This window comes from Neisseria sp. P0016.S008 (assembly GCF_051957775.1).
Taxonomy (GTDB): Bacteria; Pseudomonadota; Gammaproteobacteria; order Burkholderiales; family Neisseriaceae; genus Neisseria; species Neisseria flavescens_B.
Window position 1 is genome coordinate 244815 of sequence record NZ_JBQCWB010000003.1, and the last position, 17372, is coordinate 262186.

A 17372-nucleotide genomic window follows, 5' to 3' on the forward strand; every position below is an offset into this window, starting at 1 on the left:
ATGGTTCCGCTGCCGTCCGAATGCTGATGCTTCGGACAAAATAAGGCAGCCTACATCTTCTTATTATCGTAGCGCCGGTAATTTCGGACGGTGCTGCGCGGACTGCGTCTTACGCCCGGCCGGACGGCAGGTTCAATTCAAACTTAATTACGGGATTGCGTTTGCCGGCTTTGAACAAACACAAGGAAATGCTTTGCGGAGTGCGTTTTTAATATAAAATCTCGTTTTAACAATAAATCCGTTTCAGACGGCCTGCGACGGCAGGTTCTGTTCCCGAAACGGACGTTTGGGATTATAGAGAAAATGCACGCAATACGCAAAGATTCAGTCAGCCTGATTGCCGTTGCCGAACACGAGGAAGGCCAACGCCTTGATAACTATCTGATAAAAATCCTCAAAGGCGTCCCGAAAAGCCATATCCACCGCATTATCCGCGCCGGCGAAGTGCGGCTGAACAAAAAACGCTGCAAACCCGACAACCGCATTCAGGCAGGCGATACCGTCCGCATTCCACCGATACGCATCGCCGAAAAACAAAGGCCGTCTGAAAGCCAGGCCGCGCCTGCTCGCGAGTTTGACATCGTTTACGAAGACGATGCGCTTTTGGTCATCAACAAACCTTCCGGCGTTGCCGTCCACGGCGGCAGCGGCGTGAGCTTCGGCGTCATCGAACAAATCCGCCGCGCCCGTCCCGAAGCACGTTATCTCGAACTCGTCCACCGCCTCGACAAAGACACCAGCGGCCTTTTGATGATTGCCAAAAAACGCAGCGCCTTGGTGAAACTGCACGAAGCCATCCGCAACGACCATCCGAAAAAAATCTATCTCGCGCTGGGTGTCGGCAGGCTGCCGAACGACCGCTTCCACGTCAAGCTCCCCCTGTTCAAATACACCGGCGCACAAGGCGAAAAAATGGTGCGCGTCAGCGAAGACGGCCAATCCGCCCACACCATTTTCCGCGTGTTAAACCGTTTTTCAGACGGCCTTTTGCACCAAGTCGGCCTGTCCGACCTGACCTTTGTCGAAGCCACCCTGAAAACCGGCCGCACCCACCAAATCCGCGTCCACCTGCAATCACAAGACTGCCCCATTGCCGGCGACGAACGCTACGGCGACTATCAAGCCAACAAACGCCTGCAGAAACTCGGTTTGAAAAGAATGTTCCTGCACGCTTCCGAGCTGCACCTCGCCCATCCGCTGACCGGCGAAAAACTGATTCTGAAAGCCCCCCTGCCGCAAGAATTGGCGCAATTTGTTTTAATGTTGGAAAATCAGGAAAAGGCCATCTGAAAGGAAACCCATGAAACCCAAACTCATTATTTTCGACTGGGACGGCACGCTTGCCGACACCACCAACCCCATCATCCACACCTTCCAACAAAGCTTTGCCGATTGCGGTCTGCCCGTTCCCGAAGCCGACCAAATCCGTCCGCTCATCGGATACAGCCTCTCCGGCATCATCCGCCGCCTTGCCCACAACGTCAGCGAACACGTTCAGGAAACCCTGATTGAGACCTATGCCGCGCACTACCTCAATCCCAACAACCGCAACATGACCCTGTTCCCCGAAGCCCTGCCCTGCCTGCAACGCTTGAGGCAACAAGGCTATTGGCTTGCCGTAGCGACCGGCAAAGGCCGCAGCGGACTGGATAGGTCCATCGAGCAAACCGGCACCCAAGCCTTTTGGCTGGAAACCGCCTGCGCTAGCGAATATCCGTCCAAACCCGCGCCCGATATGGTACTCGCCCTCTGCGACCGACTGGGTGTTGAGCCGGAAGAGGCCATCGTCGTCGGCGACACCACCCACGACCTAGAAATGGCCGCCAACGCCAAAATCCGCGCCATCGCAGTCACCACCGGCGCGCACACCGCCCAACAACTTTCCGCCATGCCCCATGTCGCCATGCTCAACAGCTTGGCCGAATTGCCTGATGTATTGGAAACCTTATAAAAGGCTATGCAACATCTATATTAAAGGCCGTCTGAAACCTATGTTCAGACGGCCTTTAATTTGTTTTATCGATCCGAGCGCACCCTGACAAATGTTGCAAATTTCGGCGTTCCCTTTTGCGTAAAACCACGATAACGGTAAGTAATCAGCGCACCGATTTTCGGCGGATGGTCGCGGTCTTTATCCTTAAAACCGCTGCCGATACGAAACTCGCCATATCGGTTTTTACACCCTACCGCACCCAAACGCCCGACATTGCGCCCTTTGCCCTCATAATGACGCGTTACCGTACATTCATCATCATATTCACTTTTCAGCTTCAACAGCTGCCCATTTCTACCGCTTGCATAACGGGCTTCAGGTTGACGCAGCATCACCCCTTCCCCACCCAGCGCTTCAACTTGTTTCAAAAAATCCAAAGCATGCTGTTTGTCGCGCACCTTGACTTGCGGAATAACCGTAAACCGTGCCGACGGGTGTGATTTCAGCCATTTCGAAGCCGTTTCCAGCCGCTGATACAGATTACCCTGCGCCTGCGGCACATCAAAAACATGCAAACGGATGCCGTCCCAATTTCCCGAGGCAGAACGCACCATCGCGGAAATTTGCTCAAACCGCCCTCGTCTTTATCGTTACAATTTGACATCCCCCATGATTTCATGAATACTGTAAATAAGCAGTACCAAAGATTGGAGGAATTATTATGAGTGGTTCAAGCAAATTTTTCTTTATTTTATCGGGTATTTTAAGCATTATCCTGGGGATATTCTTACTCTTAAATCCCGTTATTAATCTCATGGCTTTTGCCTGGCTATTTTCTATTATCTTTTTTGTCAGTGCAGTCAGCTCCATTATAAATTATTTTATGTTACCCCCTGAATTGCGTAGCGGCTGGTATCTCATCAGCGGTATTATCAATGCTCTATTCGGTATCTTTCTCGTATGCGGCGGATTTGCATTCCTACCGTTAGTATTCCCGATCACAATCGGCATCTGGATGGTAATCGATGCTATCATCATTTTCATTAAATCAAGAAAGTCCGACAGCATGGTATCACTCATGGGACGTAATGCAAAATGGCTTGCACTAATTCTTTTACTATTAGGCCTATTACTCATATTCCAGCCGATTGCTTCCGGTAAGGTATTTATCTACTTTATCGCTTTCGGTTTCTTATTTGACGGAATTTATTCCATCGGTGAGGCTTTTAAAAAATAGAATATAACTAAATAATTACACTATAAGATCGACCAGGTACTGCCAAATAGCTGTCATAAATTACGATGTCTATTTCGTATTTGTGGCAGCTATTTTATTTGTTTTGGCTAGCCGTCATGGTAAATGTATTCGCCTACTACATTTGCAAGTGGTTAGACGCTTTTCTAGCTCTTTTATTTAGCAACTAGCCCAAAACGCTCTAACATTAGCGTAATATGGTTCGCATTACATTATTCATAAGACACTTTTCCAGACTTGCTTTTTTATTATATATGCATAATAACAAAAGGCCGTCTGAAATGTAAACAACATTAAATAAGCATTCCCTAGGAACACCCATGGCACTCCAATTTGAAATCAATGCCGTTACCCCCTTCCGTCAAAACTGCACGTTGATTTGGGATGATGAAACCAAAGAAGCCGTTTTGACCGATGTCGGCGGCGATGTACCCTATTTATTGCAACAAGTCCAAAACAAAGGCCTCAAGCTGACCGCCATTTGGCTGACCCACGGCCATCTTGACCATGCAGGCGGCGTGGTTGAGCTTTTGAAAACCTGCGACGTACCTGTTCTCGGCCCGCACAAAGACGACGAATTCCTGCTCCAAGCCCTTCCGCAAACAACGGCGCAATACGGTTTCCCTGTTTCTCCGTCATTCACGCCGACACGCTGGCTGGAAGAAGGGGAAACGCTCAAGGTCGGCAACCACAGCTTCCAAGTCCTCCACATTCCCGGCCACACTCCCGGACAAGTCGTTTTTTACAACGCCGAAAACGGGCTTTTAGTCGCAGGCGATGTTTTGTTTTATGAGACCGTTGGTCGCACAGATTTTCCGCGCGGCAATCATGATGACCTCATAAACAATATCTGCGCTAAACTATTAACCCTGCCCGAAACCACGCAAGTTATAGCCGGACACGGCCGTATGACCAGTATCGGGCATGAGAAAAGGTACAATCCGTTTCTGGTTCGTTAATATGAATTTTGTATAAAGCCAACATTCTGACATACACAGATTATGCGTATAAAGGAAAACTGGCATACAATTTGCAGGGATAATACCCGAAAGATTAAGTACCTAATCTCCGGCAAATGCCAAAAAGAACTAAAGCACAAAGATAACAAGGTATTACGCAATACAACCTGATTTATCAAAAACCGGAAATCTCTAAACCCCAAGCCTTACTCGCAGTGAAATTGTTACAAAGTGACAATAAATGTCAGTCAGGCCGTCTGAACGGTTCTGCCGATTCAGGCGGATACAACGGAGATGAGGCGTAATGCCCTGCCGGAATGTGCCAATGTTCTGTTTGTCAAACCATCGGGTACATCTTTAAGAAGCACAACATTATTTGGGTAAACCGGCAAACTCGCTGCCGGCACTAACAGGCCGTCTGAAAAGTTCGGCCGGTAAAATCAATAAAAGGATTATCAAATGAAAAAAATCGCAAAAGTAGGCTTCGTCCTGCTGGCTACCGGCCTGCTGGCCGCCTGTGCTACTAAGAGCAAAATCACTCCTGAAGGCACTACAGACGAGCCACGCTTCCCTAAACCTTACTCCCTGACCTTCAACAAAGACCGCGGTACATTCCCGACTTTTGACGAGCTGGATCAAATGCGTCCTGGTCTGACCAAAGACGACATCTACAAAATCCTCGGCCGTCCTCACTACGACGAAGGCATGGTTGGCGTGCGTGAATGGGACTACCTGTTCCACTTCTACACCCCAGGCGTAGGCGTTGACCCTGAAAACACTTCTGGCGTTGAAGGCATCACTACTTGCCAATACAAAGTGATCTACGACAAAGACAAATTTGCACGCAGCTTCTTCTGGAATCCAGTATTCCCTAAAGATGCTGTATGTCCTCCTCCAGCACCTACACCTAAACAAGAGCCTCAAGTGATCATCCGCGAGATCATTAAAGAAGCTCCTAAACGCATCCGTCAATAAGGACAAATTTGAAACGGATCCTATTGGGTATAGCCTTGGCAGCAGGTCTGAATTCTTTGGCCGCTGCCGATGCGGTCAGCGACTATATCCAACGCAAAAAAGTTGTGGTCAATACAGCTAAGGCGGAGCTTTGCTTTGCCGATGACGGTCAGTGCCATCCGGTACTGATTGGCAAGACCACGCCGAAAGGTAAATTCAATATGACGCCGATGATGACCAGCAAACCGGGTTACGGTGGCGAGGTTATCGGCTTCAAAGAAGAAAATGACTTTCTGTTTGCGTTACACAGGGTATGGACGCTCAAGCCGCAGGAAAGACGCATGGAACGCATCGCTTCTCCTCATGTGGCCGACCGCATCATAACCAATGGTTGTATCAACGTACAAAATAATGTGTACGAAAAACTGCGTCAGTATTTCATTCTGGAAATCATCTGATGTAAGTCAGTCAAACAAAGGCCGTCTGAAACTTTTCAGACGGCCTTTCTTCTCAAACGAAAATTCAACGGCAATTTGCTTGCTCCGTCAGTACCAAACGAAGAATATTTGACCGCTTCATCCTCAATTCATCCTCAAACCATATCACTTTTTACCATATCTAAAGAACCAACGGTTATTTATGCCGTTTCTCGCCCAATGCTAGAATCGCGCGTTTATATATCGGGCTCGCCGAGAAATCAAATAAATAATATAGTGGCAGGAATAGCTTTTATTCCCTGCCCCCTTACACACAAACATCATGACCGATTCTTCTGCAAAATTACCCAATTTGTGGCTGCTGATTGCCGCTGCCGCCTCCATCCTGCTGATTACCATCGGCATGAGGATGACTTTAGGGCTTTTTGTCCTGCCCGTCGTCAACTCGACCGAATTGAGCATGACCCAGTTCAGCCTGATTATTGCCGTTTTCCAATTGATGTGGGGTATATCGCAACCCTTGTCCGGTGCGTTGGCCGACCGCTTCGGCGCGTTTAAGGTTTTAGCCGGCGGTACGGTTCTGTTGATTGCCGCCTGTCTGATGGTGCCGCAAATGCCGACTTGTTGGGGGCTGATACTGAGTATTGGTTTATTGTTGGCATTCGGTACGGGTTCGGGCGGATTTTCCATCATTATGGGACAGGTCGCCGCCAAAACGCCGCCTCATCGGCGCGGCTTGGCTTCCGGCCTGGTCAATGCAGGCGGGTCCGCAGGGCAATTTTTGTTCGCGCCGTTGGTTCAAGGTTTGATTGCCCTGCCCCACGTCGGCTGGGCGGGGACATTTTATGTTTGGGCAGTCATTGCCATCTTGATTTTACCGATTTCTTGGTGGCTGGCCGGCGGCAAACATGCTTCTCACACCGTCCATACCGACAACGGCGGCCAAACCCTGAAGCAGGCCGTCTGCAAGGCTTTCGCCAACCGCAGCTATATCTTGCTGCATTTGGGTTTCTTTACCTGCGGTTTTCACATCGCCTTTTTGGTTACCCACCTACCGACCGAAATTTCACTTTGCGGCCTCCCCGCTACGGTCGCTTCGACCTCCATTGCCATTATTGGTTTGGCAAACATCGCCGGCTGTATTTTTTCAGGCTGGTGTACCGGCAGATTTTTGGGCAAATACGTCCTCTTCGGTTTATATGCTTCGCGTGTCGCCATGATATTGATTTATCTGGCCGCCCCTAAAACCGATTTAAACTTCTATCTTTTCGCCGCCGGACTCGGTTTCACTTGGCTGGCAACCGTCGCCCCCACCGCCGCCATTACCGGCAAACTTTTCGGCACACGCTACTTGGCCACCCTCTTCGGGTTGACCATGTTGAGCCACCAAATTGGCGGCTTTTTGGGTTCGTACATCGGCGGCATCGTCATAACGCGCTTCAACGATTACGGCTGGATGTGGTACGCCGACGCGGTCTTGGCAGGCGCGGCCGCCCTGTTGAATTTACTGATTCATGAACGGAAAGCGGCTGCAACCTGACGCGGAAACCTTGACATTTCAAGGCCGTCTGAACGTGCTATCGATACCTTCAGACGGCCTGTTGTTTAAAAACGAATAACATGGTAACCTTTTAATAATGGATGAAATGATTCGTCCGATATTTCTACAAAACAAAAAGGACTCTATCTTATGAACCGTCGTCAATTTATCGGCAGCGCCGCTGCTGTTTCCCTCACCGCCGCCGCTTCTTTCGCCCGTGCTCACGACCATGCAGGCCACGCCAGTCATGCTGGTCACGCACATTCTGCACCGCGCGCCTACGAAGCTGCACGCAAAGTGGCCGCACATTGCGTTGAAGCCGGCCAAATCTGTCTGGCACACTGCATCGCCCTGTTGAGCTCCGGCGATACTTCCATGAAAGACTGCGCAACCGGCGTTAACCAAATGTTGGCACTGTGCGGCACATTGCAAAACCTCGCTGCCCAAAATTCACGCCTGACTCCGTCTTTGGCAAAAGTGTGCATCGAAGCCTGCAAACAATGTGCTGCCGCCTGCAAAGAACACGCCGGCCACCACGCTGAATGCAAAGCCTGCTACGAATCTTGCTTGGCTTGCATTAAAGAATGCGAAAAAATTGCCGCTTAATCAATATTAAAAAAGGCCGTCTGAATTTCAGACGGCCTTTTATTTTGCTATTTTGTTTACGCTATTCGGCTGCAAGCTCTTGCTCATCCAGCAGTTTTTTCCGAACAATCGCAGGATTGCCCGCAGCCACGCAATAAGGCGGCACATCTTTGGTAACCACCGAACCTGCGCCGATTACCGCGCCCTTGCCGATGGTAACGCCGCCCATGATAATCGCACGTCGACCAATCCAAACATCATCTTCAATCACAATCGGGCTGATGTCTGTATAACCTTCAAAGCGGCGGGTTTCAGGGTTGAATTTGTGGTTGGTCGAATAAAACAGACATTCCGGCCCCATCATCACATTCTTGCCGAGGGTCAAACCGCGGCAGATTTCGCAATTTACGCCGATGCCCGAATTATCGCCGACTACTGTATCCGGAAAGACGTATCCGCCTTTTTCAATATTGACGTTTTTACCAATGTTTGGAGAAATGCACGCAGCCAAAGCAGCACGGAATTTTTGCGCAATCCGGCCGAATGGTTTGCAATAAGACGGAGGCAACATTCCTCCCCAAACACGCAAAATGCACGTCAATATCCTTTTCCACATTGATTCCGTCTCCTGTTCGTACAAGCGTAAATATTATTCAGACTATTATTCTTCTTAAAGTTTCACATCTAGAAGAGGTTTTACATCCTCTTTTCAGTTAGATTACAGCCCGATTACACAACATTTGGTTTGAAACTCTATTCTAAACTGTTCTCGCCTGTTGCGAAACTGCCCTGCATACAAAATATCCTCTTGACGAAACAGCCAAAAATAGCGAAAATTCCACGCTTAACTGAAGTACAGGCAAAACCCCTGTGCCCGCTTAATCGAAAGGAAATCAAATGAAACAAGGTATTCACCCGAACTACCACGAAATCAACGTTACCTGCTCTTGCGGCAACAAATTCGTGACCAAATCCGCAATGGAAAAAGACAGCTTCAACGTTGAGGTTTGCTCTCTGTGCCACCCTTTCTACACCGGTACTCAAAAAATCGTCGACACTACCGGTCGTGTGGACAAATTCAACAACAAATTCGGCAACCTGTTCAAACGCTAATTGCCGCTTTGTCAAAAAGACTGCTTCGTGCAGTCTTTTTTGCATTCAGGCCGTCTGAAACATTTCTTTCAGACGGCCTGAGCCTTTTGTCATCAACCGAATGCCATATCATTCCCAATATTCGATAAAAACGAGCCGTAAGCATTATTTTACAAAGCTCTCCGGTCCGGCATATCGCGCAAACCCGTCAAACCCTGTACCATTGCTATTCAAACCAACCGTTTTTTTGACCTTCCATGCTGACTTACACACCGCCCGATCCGCGCCGCCCCCAAAAAACCCATGAAAAACCATGGCTACTGCTGCTGATGGCCTTTGCCTGGCTGTGGCCGGGCGTGTTCTCGCATGACTTGTGGAACCCTGCCGAACCCTCCCTCTTTACCGCCTCCGAGTCCATGAAAAACGGCGGCAGCCTGCTGGTTGCACAAATCTTCGGACAACCCGATTTCACCCTCTCCCCTGCTTTTTTGTGGGCGGCAACCGCATTCCAAACCCTGTTTTCGCCTTGGGCGGCCGATACCTATGATGCCGCACGTTTTGCCGGCGTGGTATTTACCGCCATCGGACTGACCGCCTGCGGTTTTGCCGGCTTCAACTTTCTCGGCAGACACCACGGCCGCAGCGTTGTCTTGATCCTCATCGGCAGCATCGGTTTGCTGCCCATCGCCCACTTCCTCAATCCCATGTCGGCCGCCTTTGCCGCGTTTGGATTGATTCTGTGCGGCTTTTCACTGGCACGCCGCCGCGTCATTATTGCCATTTTACTGTTGTGCGGCGGCTGGGTTTTACTCTCCCTCTCCTCAGGCTACCTGCTGACCGCGGCCATGATGTTTTTGGCACTTGCCCTGTCGTTCCATTCCACTTGGCAAAGCAAACGCTATCTGCTGACTCTGATTGGCGCCATCGTCGTTTCCCTGCCCCTGCTGATTCTGTATCCGCTGGTTTTATCCAAAACCAATCCCGAATGGTTTGATATTTGGTTCAACCATTATTCCTTAGGCGTATTCGGCGGCTTCCATCAGATTCAGACGGCCTTCAACCTGCCCTATTATCTGAAAAACCTGTTGTGGTTTACCCTGCCTGCTTGGCCGCTGGCGGCATGGACGCTCAGCCGCACGCGTATCCACGATAAAAACTGGGGCATTCTGAGCCTGTCGTGGCTGGTTATCATGACAGCCCTGCTCGCCATCAACCCGCAACGCCTGCAAGACAACCTCGTTTGGCTGTTGCCGCCGCTCGCCCTGCTCGGCGCGGCACAATTGGACGGCCTGCGTCGCGGCGCAGCGGCATTTATCAACTGGTTCGGCATCATGGCATTCGGTCTGATTGCCGTATTCCTGTGGCTGGGCTTCTTCGCCATGAACTACGGCTGGCCTGCCAAACTGGCCGAACGCGCCGCCTATTTCAGCCCGTATTACATCCCCGACATCGACCCGATTCCGATGGCCGTTGCCCTGCTGTTTACCCCGTTGTGGCTCTGGGCGATTACGCGTAAAAACATCCGCGGCCGCCAAGCCGTAACCAACTGGGCAGCCGGCGTTACCTTGGCCTGGGCTTTGCTGATGACCCTGTTTTTACCGTGGCTCAACGCCGCCAAAAGCCATGCGCCGGTGGTTCACCAAATGGAAGCCGCACTTTCTTCCGAATTGAAACAGAAACTTTCAGACGGCCTCGAATGTATCAGCATCGACGGCCAAGACCAGCGCACACGAATCGCATGGACACAATACAGCCATATTAAAACCACGACCGACAACCCGTCCTGCCGCTACCGCCTCATCCGCCAAGCCGCCAACATCGGCGCACCTTCGGGCTGGCAAACCTTGTGGCAAGGCGCAAGACCGCGCAACAAAGCCGAGACTTTCCTATTGCTGGAAAAAACTGCGGCGCAGTAAATCACACCAGCCTCAAAACTGAATACCCCCAATCCAACAAAAGCCGTCTGAAAGAACTTTTATCCTTTCAGACGGCCTTTGACTCACTTTAACACCGCTTCCCGTACAATGGCCCTTTTCCCTTATCTGCCTAAAAATATGAAACCCAACCGCCTTTTGCCCCTCGTCCTCTTATTGACCACCCTCTCCGCCCATGCCAAAGATTTCATCATCTACGACCGCATGGACTACGTCGGCAAACCCGACCTTACTGCCGACAAACTCTCCAAAGTGTTCTTGGTTTACGAAAGCGAGCTGGTCAAACCCGATCCGACGGGCAAACGCAAACACGGCGTACTCAACGAAGCGCGTATCCGCGAATTGGCCAAACAATCGCGCCGCGAAGGCTACCGCACCATTTCTACCGACATCGAAAGCTGGTTTGCCGAAAAAGACGGCCAACTGCTGACACCTGACGAATTGAGAACCGACTTCGCGCGGATGTACCAAATCTTTAGAGAAGAAAACCCGCGCGCCTTCATCAGTAACTACGGCATGCCTTCCGAACACCTGCACGGCATCCGCCACTACCGCCCCAACGTTGACAACGAAGCCATCTTGGCCAAATGGCGGCAAGTCAGCAAACGCCGTGCGCCCACCGCCGCCATCAGCGACTATGCCAATCCTGTGTTCTACATCACTTCCCCCGATTTGGTGCAATGGGAAAAAGACGTGAAAACCGCCGTTGACGACATCCACCAACGCTTTCCCAACAAAAAAATCATCGGCTACATCTGGCCGCAATATTATTCGGCCACCAACAGCCCTTATTTCAAACAGTTCATCGACCCCGTCCGCTGGCGCAAAATGCTCGAAATCAGCAAAAAATACACCGACGGCGTGATTATCTGGTCGGACAAGCGCGATGAAAACAACCAAATCGTGCGCTGGAACGATCCGCGCATCCAAGCCACGATGAAAGCGACTCAAGCCTTCATCCATGCCAATGCCAAAGAAATCAAGGTGGAAGGTTTGCAGAAATATTAAAAACAAGGCGGGTATGTTTGCCCGCCTCTTTATATACCTACACAGCTGTCTGTATGTTTGACACAACACGCTGCAAAACGACCGTGCCACCAACGCTTCTGCATTCTTTCACACGTTTTTACCCGTTATTCCTAAGCGCAGGCCGTCTGAAAATTGCCCGAATATCCAATACCCTTTACAATACCCGTAATTAAAATACATTTTTCGACACTCCCCTCCTGCATGAGTTCCATACCCTTCATCGAAATGAAAGACGTTGCCTTCGCATATGGCGACCGTCCTATTCTGAACAACATCAACTTCAGCATTCCACAAGGCAATTTCGCCGCCGTAATGGGTGGTTCGGGCAGCGGTAAAACCACGCTGATGCGCCTGATTACGGGTCAAATTCACCCGCAATCGGGCAAAGTGCTGATTGAAGGGCGAGATTTGGCCGCATTTTCGGCGCAGGAGCTGTACGAACACCGTCGCCGCATGGGCGTTTTGTTCCAACACGGCGCATTGTTCACCGACTTATCCGTCTTCGACAACATCGCCTTCCCTATGCGCGAGCTGACGGATTTGCCCGAAGCGGTCATCCGCGATTTGGTGGTGTTGAAACTGAATGCAGTCGGTTTGCGCGGCATTGAAAACCTGATGCCTTCCGAGCTTTCCGGCGGTATGTCGCGCCGCGTCGCCCTCGCGCGTACGATTGCGCTCGACCCTGAAATCATGTTGTATGACGAACCTTTCACCGGCCTCGACCCGATTTCGCTGGGCGTCATCGCCCACCTCATCAGCCGTGCCAACAAAGCCCTGCGCTCAACCAGCGTGATGGTAACGCACGACATCGAAAAATCGCTGGAAATCGTCGATCAAGTGATTTTCTTGGCACACGGCGAAATCATGTTCTCCGGCTCGCCCAAAGAAATGCGCGAACTCGACTCGCCTTGGGTACGCCAGTTTGTCGGCGGTTTGGCAGACGGTCCTGTCGCATACCGCTATCCGGCGCAAACGACTTTAAAACAAGACTTGCTGGGCTAATTTCAGACGGCCTGAAACTTAAACAAGGCCGTCTGAAAACCATTTAACCAATCAACTGAAACCTATGAATTTTATCCGTTCCGTCGGGGCAAAAACCCTCGGCTTCATCCAATCGCTGGGCAGCATTACGCTGTTTTTCCTGCAGATCCTGGCCAAATCAGGTACGGCGTTTGCCCGCCCGCGCCTGAGCATCCGCCAGGTTTACTTTGCAGGCGTGTTGTCTGTCCTGATTGTTGCCGTGTCCGGCCTGTTTGTCGGTATGGTATTGGGCTTGCAAGGCTATACGCAGCTGGCAAAATTCAAATCCGCCGATATTTTGGGCTATATGGTTGCCGCTTCCCTGTTGCGCGAATTAGGTCCCGTATTGGCGGCCATCCTGTTTGCCAGCAGCGCGGGCGGTGCCATGACCAGCGAAATCGGCTTGATGAAAACCACCGAGCAGCTTGAAGCAATGAACGTGATGGCGGTCGACCCTGTGGCACGCGTGGTTGCGCCGCGCTTTTGGGCGGGCGTGTTTTCCATGCCTTTGCTGGCTTCGATTTTCAACGTTGCCGGTATTTACGGCGCGTATTTGGTCGGCGTCGAATGGCTGGGTTTGGACGGCGGTATTTTCTGGTCGCAAATGCAAAACAACATTACCTTCCATTACGACGTACTCAACGGCTTAATCAAATCCGCCGCTTTCGGTGTAGCCGTTACGCTGATCGCCGTACATCAGGGCTTCCACTGCGTACCGACTTCCGAAGGTATTTTGCGCGCCAGTACACGCACAGTAGTGTCTTCCGCCCTGACCATCCTTGCCGTCGACTTTATGTTGACCGCGTGGATGTTTACCGACTAAAGGCCATCTGAAACGACACTTAAAAAGAATGAAACAAGGACAATAGCACATGAAAAAAAATGCTTTGGAATTTTGGGTAGGACTGTTTGTCTTACTGGGCGCAGCCGCTATCGGCTTTCTCGCCTTCCGTGCCGCCGGCGGACAATCGTTCGGCAAATCATCACAAACCTACACCGTCTATGCCGATTTCAGCGACATCGGCGGCTTGAAAACCAACGCGCCGGTCAAATCCGCAGGCGTACTGGTGGGCCGCGTTGCCTCCATTCAGCTCGACCCTAAATCCTATCAGGCAAAAGTCGCCCTTAATCTGGACAGCCAATATCAGTTCAGCAGCGACGTTTCCGCACAAATCCTGACTTCAGGCCTGTTGGGCGAACAATACATCGGCCTGCAACAAGGCGGCGATACTGATTCTTTGGCGGCAGGCGACACCATTACCGTCACCAGCTCCGCCATGGTTTTGGAAAACCTTATCGGCAAATTCATGACCAGCTTTGCCGAAAAAAACGCAGACAGTGAATCTGCTGGTCAAAACGAACAATAAACACATATCAACCCAATATTCAGGACACTCCCATGAAAAAAACTTCCTTCATCAGCGCATTGAGCATCGGCGTATTGAGCATCAGCATGGCATTTGCCTCTCCTGCCGACGCAGTCAACCAAATCCGTGAAAACTCCGTTCAAGTGCTGAAAATCCTCAACAGCGACGATGCCAACACCGCACGCCAAAAAGCCGAAGCCTACGCCATCCCTTACTTCGACTTCCAACGCATGACCGCTTTGGCCGTCGGCAACCCATGGCGTACTGCGACTGACGCACAAAAACAAGCGTTGACCAAAGAGTTCCAAACCCTGCTGATCCGCACCTACTCCGGCACCATGCTGAAATTCAAAAACGCCAAGGTCAACATCAAAGACAACCCGGTCGTAAACAAAGGCGGTAAAGAAATCGTTGTCCGCGCCGAAATCAACGTTTCCGGCCAAAAACCGGTCAACATGGACTTCACCACCTACCAAAGCGGCAGCAAATACCGCGCATACAATGTCGCAGTCGAAGGCGCAAGCTTGGTTACCGTATACCGCAACCAATTTGGCGAAACCATCAAGGCCAAAGGCATCGATGGCCTGATTGCCGACTTGAAAGCCAAAAACGGCGGTAAATAATCCACCCACACACCATGCCGCCTGATGTTCAGACGGCATGGTGCCTTACATCATAAAGACACCATGCAAACAGAAATCCGCAACGGCACGCTCTACATCAGCGGCGACGTTACCGTCAAAACCCTGACTGCCTCCGCCTTTGCGCGCTACGAACAACAATGCCGTCTGAAAGAAACAGACAGCATAGACTTCAGCCAAGTAGGCAAAGCAGATTCAGCCTGCGTTTCCCTGCTGCTCAACGCTCTGCGCCGGACAGACAAAAAACCGACCATTCAAAATATTCCCGATTCCGTCCGCGCACTGGCCGAACTTTACGAAATCAAAGACTGGTTGCAATCATGAAAAAAACCACCGCTTCCCTCTGCCTTCTCATCAGCCTTGCCTCCGCGCCCGCACTGGCCGAACGCAATCCGGCCGACCCTTATGAAGGCTACAACCGTACCGTTTCCAAGTTCAACGACAAAGCAGACAAATACGTCCTTTCCCCTGTCGCACGCGGTTATCGCAAAGTAACGCCCAAACCAGTGCGTACCGGCGTGATCAACTTCTTCAACAACCTGCGCGATGTCGTCAGCTTCGGCAGCAATGTTCTGCGCCTTGACGTCAAACGCGCCAGCGAAGACCTCGTCCGCGTCGGCATCAACACCACCTTCGGCCTTGGCGGTTTAATCGACGTAGCCGGTGCAGGCGGCGTACCCAGCAATAAAAACACCCTCGGCGACACCTTCGCCTCATGGGGCTGGAAAAACAGCAACTACTTCGTTGTCCCCCTGTTCGGCCCATCTACCGTACGCGATACCATTGGCAACGCCGTTACCACCGTCTACCCAGTTAAAAACGCCGTCTTCCACACCAGAGCAGGACGCTGGGGCACAATCGGCCTGCAGGCCATCAACACCCGTGAAGAACTGCTCGACCTGACCGACAGCCTCGAAGGCGCAGCCATCGACAAATACAGCTACACACGCGACCTTTACATGAAAGTCCGCACCCAACAAACCGGCGGCACGCTCCCTCAAAGCGAAGACGACAATATCGACATCGATGACTTGGTGGACAGCAACACCACTTCCGAACCGGTAGCAGTACCACAATCCGCTCCGGCAGAAATCCCCGATACAGCCAATCCCCAAACCCTGTATCAAACACCATCAGAAAACCCCTGATTATTCCCAAAAATAAAGGCCGTCTGAAATTCAGACGGCCTTTATCCCCCAAAAGATAGCCAGTCCACCACCTTTGCTATATCATTCAACTATACAGAAACCAAGGAAAACACCATGTACGAAGTCAACCGCAGCGTCTTCCTGCTTATCCCCCTCGATCCTTTTTGGAACTGGCTGAAATCCCTGCCCGGCAATCACCTGGACGGCCTGACGCTTGAAGATATCCAAGCCGATGCCAATTCCTACCTCGTTCGCCCGTGCGAAACTGCCGACGAAGTATGGGACGAAATCGAAGCGCGTTTTGAAGACATTTTTGCTGCCGAATTGGCCGACTGGTGCGAAGACGAAAGCGAATGGCCGGATTTGGACGCCGACATTTTCAACGAATGGTTCGACATCCAACTCTCCACCGTGATTACCGACCTCGAACACGAACCCATCGCACGCGAAGAGTTCCAACCCATCAATCTCAACTGATGAAACTGACCGTCCGCAACTACCACCTCGACGGCTACGGCCACGTCAACAATGCGCGCTATCTTGAATTTCTCGAAGAAGCGCGCTGGACGTTTTTCCAAGAGCATGACCTTCTGTCCGAACTCAAAGGCATCATGCTCGTTGTTGCACGCGTCGATATCCGCTACCGCCGCCCGTCGCTTGAAGGCGATGTTTTAACCTTCACAGGCCGTCTGAAAGACATCGGCACACGCCACATCATCCTCAGCCAAACCGCGACCCTACCCAACGGCAAAGCCGCCATCGAAGCCGAAGTGACCCTTATGCCCGTCAGCAGCGAAAGCGGCCGCAGCATCAGCGTTCCCCAAACCTTAGCACACGCCATTCAAAACCTCGAATCATGAAAAAAATACTCACACTCCTTGTCATTGCCACAATTGGCGCGCTTCTTGCCTTCGTCCTTATCCCCAGCAACAAAGCCGCCCCTGAGTTCGCCCTGCCCGACCTGCAAGGCAAAACCATTACCAACACCGATTTAAAAGACAAAGTTACCCTCATTAACTTCTGGTTTCCCTCCTGCCCCGGCTGCGTGAGCGAGATGCCTAAAATCATCAAAACCGCTCAAGACTATCAAGGCAAAAACTTCCAAGTCCTCGGCATTGCCCAACCCATCGACCCCATTGAAAGCGTCCATCAGTACGTCAAAGAATACGGGCTTCCTTTCACCGTCATGTACGATGCAGACAAAACTGCCGCAAAAGCCTTTGGCACACAGGTTTACCCGACTTCCGTCCTGATCGACAAAAACGGCAACATCCTCAAAACCTACGTTGGCGAACCCAATTTCACCCAACTCTACCAAGAAATCGACCAAGCCCTCGCCCAATAAATCCAAGGCCGTCTGAAACCACATTTCAGACGGCCTAAAACCGAAATATCCTTTATAATAAGCAACATTTTATCCGTTCAGACACCAAGCTCCTCTATTAACAAAGGCCGTCTGAAACAACCGAATACCCATA

The 17372-nt window shown here is 51.1% G+C and carries 21 protein-coding genes and 1 pseudogene; 20 read left to right on the forward strand and 2 right to left on the reverse strand.

What is annotated here, in order from left to right:
• Nucleotides 1-303 precede the first annotated feature (303 nt).
• Together ACTHS8_RS05360 and ACTHS8_RS05365 are read left to right on the forward strand one after the other, a co-directional pair.
• Entirely contained in the window at nt 304-1290 is a 987-nt protein-coding gene (locus tag ACTHS8_RS05360) for an RluA family pseudouridine synthase (protein WP_440373185.1), read from the forward strand.
• 10 nt (nt 1291-1300) lie between these two features.
• Nucleotides 1301-1951 (forward strand): HAD-IA family hydrolase, encoded by a 651-nt coding sequence (locus ACTHS8_RS05365; protein ID WP_070824111.1) that lies wholly within the window; start codon nt 1301-1303, stop codon nt 1949-1951.
• Between the two features lie 65 nt (nt 1952-2016).
• Here the strand turns inward: ACTHS8_RS05365 and ACTHS8_RS05370 are convergent.
• Nucleotides 2017-2574, reverse strand: a pseudogene (locus ACTHS8_RS05370) (DNA ligase); the annotation flags it as partial.
• Nucleotides 2575-2654: 80 nt separating this feature from the next.
• Between ACTHS8_RS05370 and ACTHS8_RS05375 the strand changes: the two are divergent.
• The 6 genes from ACTHS8_RS05375 to ACTHS8_RS05400 all read left to right on the forward strand — a co-directional run bounded on the left by ACTHS8_RS05375 (nt 2655) and on the right by ACTHS8_RS05400 (nt 7684).
• Nucleotides 2655-3170, forward strand: a complete 516-nt coding sequence (locus tag ACTHS8_RS05375; protein ID WP_070629697.1) for a DUF308 domain-containing protein — start codon at nt 2655-2657, stop codon at nt 3168-3170.
• A gap of 338 nt (nt 3171-3508) precedes the next feature.
• Entirely contained in the window at nt 3509-4147 is a 639-nt protein-coding gene (locus ACTHS8_RS05380) for an MBL fold metallo-hydrolase (RefSeq protein ID WP_004519037.1), read from the forward strand.
• Nucleotides 4148-4606: 459 nt separating this feature from the next.
• Nucleotides 4607-5122 carry an outer membrane protein assembly factor BamE gene (locus tag ACTHS8_RS05385; RefSeq protein WP_070646532.1) on the forward strand — a complete coding sequence of 172 codons (516 nt, stop codon included), beginning with the start codon at nt 4607-4609 and terminating at the stop codon, nt 5120-5122.
• A gap of 8 nt (nt 5123-5130) precedes the next feature.
• Nucleotides 5131-5559 (forward strand): hypothetical protein, encoded by a 429-nt coding sequence (locus ACTHS8_RS05390; RefSeq protein WP_049332858.1) that lies wholly within the window; start codon nt 5131-5133, stop codon nt 5557-5559.
• A gap of 301 nt (nt 5560-5860) precedes the next feature.
• The gene (locus tag ACTHS8_RS05395; RefSeq protein ID WP_440373186.1) at nt 5861-7078 is read left to right on the forward strand and encodes an MFS transporter; all 1218 of its coding nucleotides are present in this window, start codon (nt 5861-5863) and stop codon (nt 7076-7078) included.
• A 150-nt stretch (nt 7079-7228) separates the two neighbouring features.
• Complete coding sequence (locus tag ACTHS8_RS05400) at nt 7229-7684, forward strand: four-helix bundle copper-binding protein (RefSeq protein WP_440373187.1); 456 nt, start codon at nt 7229-7231, stop codon at nt 7682-7684.
• 61 nt (nt 7685-7745) lie between these two features.
• Here the strand turns inward: ACTHS8_RS05400 and ACTHS8_RS05405 are convergent, their stop codons facing one another.
• Nucleotides 7746-8279: an acyltransferase gene (locus ACTHS8_RS05405; protein WP_070591913.1), complete on the reverse strand. Its 534-nt coding sequence runs from the start codon at nt 8277-8279 to the stop codon at nt 7746-7748.
• 281 nt (nt 8280-8560) lie between these two features.
• Here ACTHS8_RS05405 and rpmE point away from each other — a divergent pair, with 281 nt between their 5' ends.
• From rpmE to ACTHS8_RS05465, 12 genes are all read left to right on the forward strand, one after another.
• Nucleotides 8561-8776: a 50S ribosomal protein L31 gene (gene rpmE, locus ACTHS8_RS05410; protein WP_003681847.1), complete on the forward strand. Its 216-nt coding sequence runs from the start codon at nt 8561-8563 to the stop codon at nt 8774-8776.
• A gap of 236 nt (nt 8777-9012) precedes the next feature.
• Nucleotides 9013-10671: an ArnT family glycosyltransferase gene (locus ACTHS8_RS05415; RefSeq protein ID WP_440373188.1), complete on the forward strand. Its 1659-nt coding sequence runs from the start codon at nt 9013-9015 to the stop codon at nt 10669-10671.
• A gap of 138 nt (nt 10672-10809) precedes the next feature.
• A complete protein-coding gene (locus ACTHS8_RS05420) occupies nt 10810-11697 on the forward strand; it encodes a hypothetical protein (protein WP_440373189.1) in 888 nt (295 codons plus the stop codon).
• A 222-nt stretch (nt 11698-11919) separates the two neighbouring features.
• Nucleotides 11920-12720, forward strand: coding sequence for an ABC transporter ATP-binding protein (locus ACTHS8_RS05425; RefSeq protein ID WP_440373190.1), 801 nt, complete (start codon nt 11920-11922; stop codon nt 12718-12720).
• A 64-nt stretch (nt 12721-12784) separates the two neighbouring features.
• Nucleotides 12785-13561 carry a lipid asymmetry maintenance ABC transporter permease subunit MlaE gene (gene mlaE, locus ACTHS8_RS05430; RefSeq protein ID WP_003683792.1) on the forward strand — a complete coding sequence of 259 codons (777 nt, stop codon included), beginning with the start codon at nt 12785-12787 and terminating at the stop codon, nt 13559-13561.
• 49 nt (nt 13562-13610) lie between these two features.
• A complete protein-coding gene (gene mlaD / locus ACTHS8_RS05435) occupies nt 13611-14105 on the forward strand; it encodes an outer membrane lipid asymmetry maintenance protein MlaD (protein ID WP_003681819.1) in 495 nt (164 codons plus the stop codon).
• Between the two features lie 32 nt (nt 14106-14137).
• Complete coding sequence (locus tag ACTHS8_RS05440; RefSeq protein WP_371459548.1) at nt 14138-14728, forward strand: MlaC/ttg2D family ABC transporter substrate-binding protein; 591 nt, start codon at nt 14138-14140, stop codon at nt 14726-14728.
• 63 nt (nt 14729-14791) lie between these two features.
• Nucleotides 14792-15070, forward strand: coding sequence for an STAS domain-containing protein (locus ACTHS8_RS05445; RefSeq protein WP_036493932.1), 279 nt, complete (start codon nt 14792-14794; stop codon nt 15068-15070).
• Nucleotides 15067-15894, forward strand: coding sequence for an MlaA family lipoprotein (locus ACTHS8_RS05450; protein ID WP_371459547.1), 828 nt, complete (start codon nt 15067-15069; stop codon nt 15892-15894). Before ACTHS8_RS05445 ends, ACTHS8_RS05450 begins: the two co-directional genes overlap by 4 nt.
• A 114-nt stretch (nt 15895-16008) precedes the next feature.
• Nucleotides 16009-16371 carry a hypothetical protein gene (locus tag ACTHS8_RS05455; protein WP_003681812.1) on the forward strand — a complete coding sequence of 121 codons (363 nt, stop codon included), beginning with the start codon at nt 16009-16011 and terminating at the stop codon, nt 16369-16371.
• Entirely contained in the window at nt 16371-16754 is a 384-nt protein-coding gene (locus ACTHS8_RS05460; protein WP_003681810.1) for an acyl-CoA thioesterase, read from the forward strand. Before ACTHS8_RS05455 ends, ACTHS8_RS05460 begins: the two co-directional genes overlap by 1 nt.
• A complete protein-coding gene (locus ACTHS8_RS05465; protein WP_295708618.1) occupies nt 16751-17239 on the forward strand; it encodes a peroxiredoxin family protein in 489 nt (162 codons plus the stop codon). The genes ACTHS8_RS05460 and ACTHS8_RS05465 overlap by 4 nt, the downstream gene beginning before the upstream one ends.
• Nucleotides 17240-17372: the final 133 nt, after the last annotated feature.

Coding starts and splice junctions, on each gene's coding strand:
- ACTHS8_RS05405 (WP_070591913.1), bottom strand. CDS start 8,279: ATGTGGAAAAGGATATTGACGTGCATTTTGCGTGTTTGGGGAGGAATG.
- ACTHS8_RS05460 (WP_003681810.1), top strand. CDS start 16,371: ATGAAACTGACCGTCCGCAACTACCACCTCGACGGCTACGGCCACGTC.
- ACTHS8_RS05365 (WP_070824111.1), top strand. CDS start 1,301: ATGAAACCCAAACTCATTATTTTCGACTGGGACGGCACGCTTGCCGAC.
- mlaD (WP_003681819.1), top strand. CDS start 13,611: ATGAAAAAAAATGCTTTGGAATTTTGGGTAGGACTGTTTGTCTTACTG.
- ACTHS8_RS05375 (WP_070629697.1), top strand. CDS start 2,655: ATGAGTGGTTCAAGCAAATTTTTCTTTATTTTATCGGGTATTTTAAGC.
- ACTHS8_RS05445 (WP_036493932.1), top strand. CDS start 14,792: ATGCAAACAGAAATCCGCAACGGCACGCTCTACATCAGCGGCGACGTT.
- ACTHS8_RS05455 (WP_003681812.1), top strand. CDS start 16,009: ATGTACGAAGTCAACCGCAGCGTCTTCCTGCTTATCCCCCTCGATCCT.
- ACTHS8_RS05440 (WP_371459548.1), top strand. CDS start 14,138: ATGAAAAAAACTTCCTTCATCAGCGCATTGAGCATCGGCGTATTGAGC.
- ACTHS8_RS05415 (WP_440373188.1), top strand. CDS start 9,013: ATGCTGACTTACACACCGCCCGATCCGCGCCGCCCCCAAAAAACCCAT.
- ACTHS8_RS05395 (WP_440373186.1), top strand. CDS start 5,861: ATGACCGATTCTTCTGCAAAATTACCCAATTTGTGGCTGCTGATTGCC.
- ACTHS8_RS05465 (WP_295708618.1), top strand. CDS start 16,751: ATGAAAAAAATACTCACACTCCTTGTCATTGCCACAATTGGCGCGCTT.
- mlaE (WP_003683792.1), top strand. CDS start 12,785: ATGAATTTTATCCGTTCCGTCGGGGCAAAAACCCTCGGCTTCATCCAA.
- ACTHS8_RS05425 (WP_440373190.1), top strand. CDS start 11,920: ATGAGTTCCATACCCTTCATCGAAATGAAAGACGTTGCCTTCGCATAT.
- ACTHS8_RS05360 (WP_440373185.1), top strand. CDS start 304: ATGCACGCAATACGCAAAGATTCAGTCAGCCTGATTGCCGTTGCCGAA.
- ACTHS8_RS05385 (WP_070646532.1), top strand. CDS start 4,607: ATGAAAAAAATCGCAAAAGTAGGCTTCGTCCTGCTGGCTACCGGCCTG.
- ACTHS8_RS05450 (WP_371459547.1), top strand. CDS start 15,067: ATGAAAAAAACCACCGCTTCCCTCTGCCTTCTCATCAGCCTTGCCTCC.
- ACTHS8_RS05400 (WP_440373187.1), top strand. CDS start 7,229: ATGAACCGTCGTCAATTTATCGGCAGCGCCGCTGCTGTTTCCCTCACC.
- rpmE (WP_003681847.1), top strand. CDS start 8,561: ATGAAACAAGGTATTCACCCGAACTACCACGAAATCAACGTTACCTGC.
- ACTHS8_RS05380 (WP_004519037.1), top strand. CDS start 3,509: ATGGCACTCCAATTTGAAATCAATGCCGTTACCCCCTTCCGTCAAAAC.
- ACTHS8_RS05420 (WP_440373189.1), top strand. CDS start 10,810: ATGAAACCCAACCGCCTTTTGCCCCTCGTCCTCTTATTGACCACCCTC.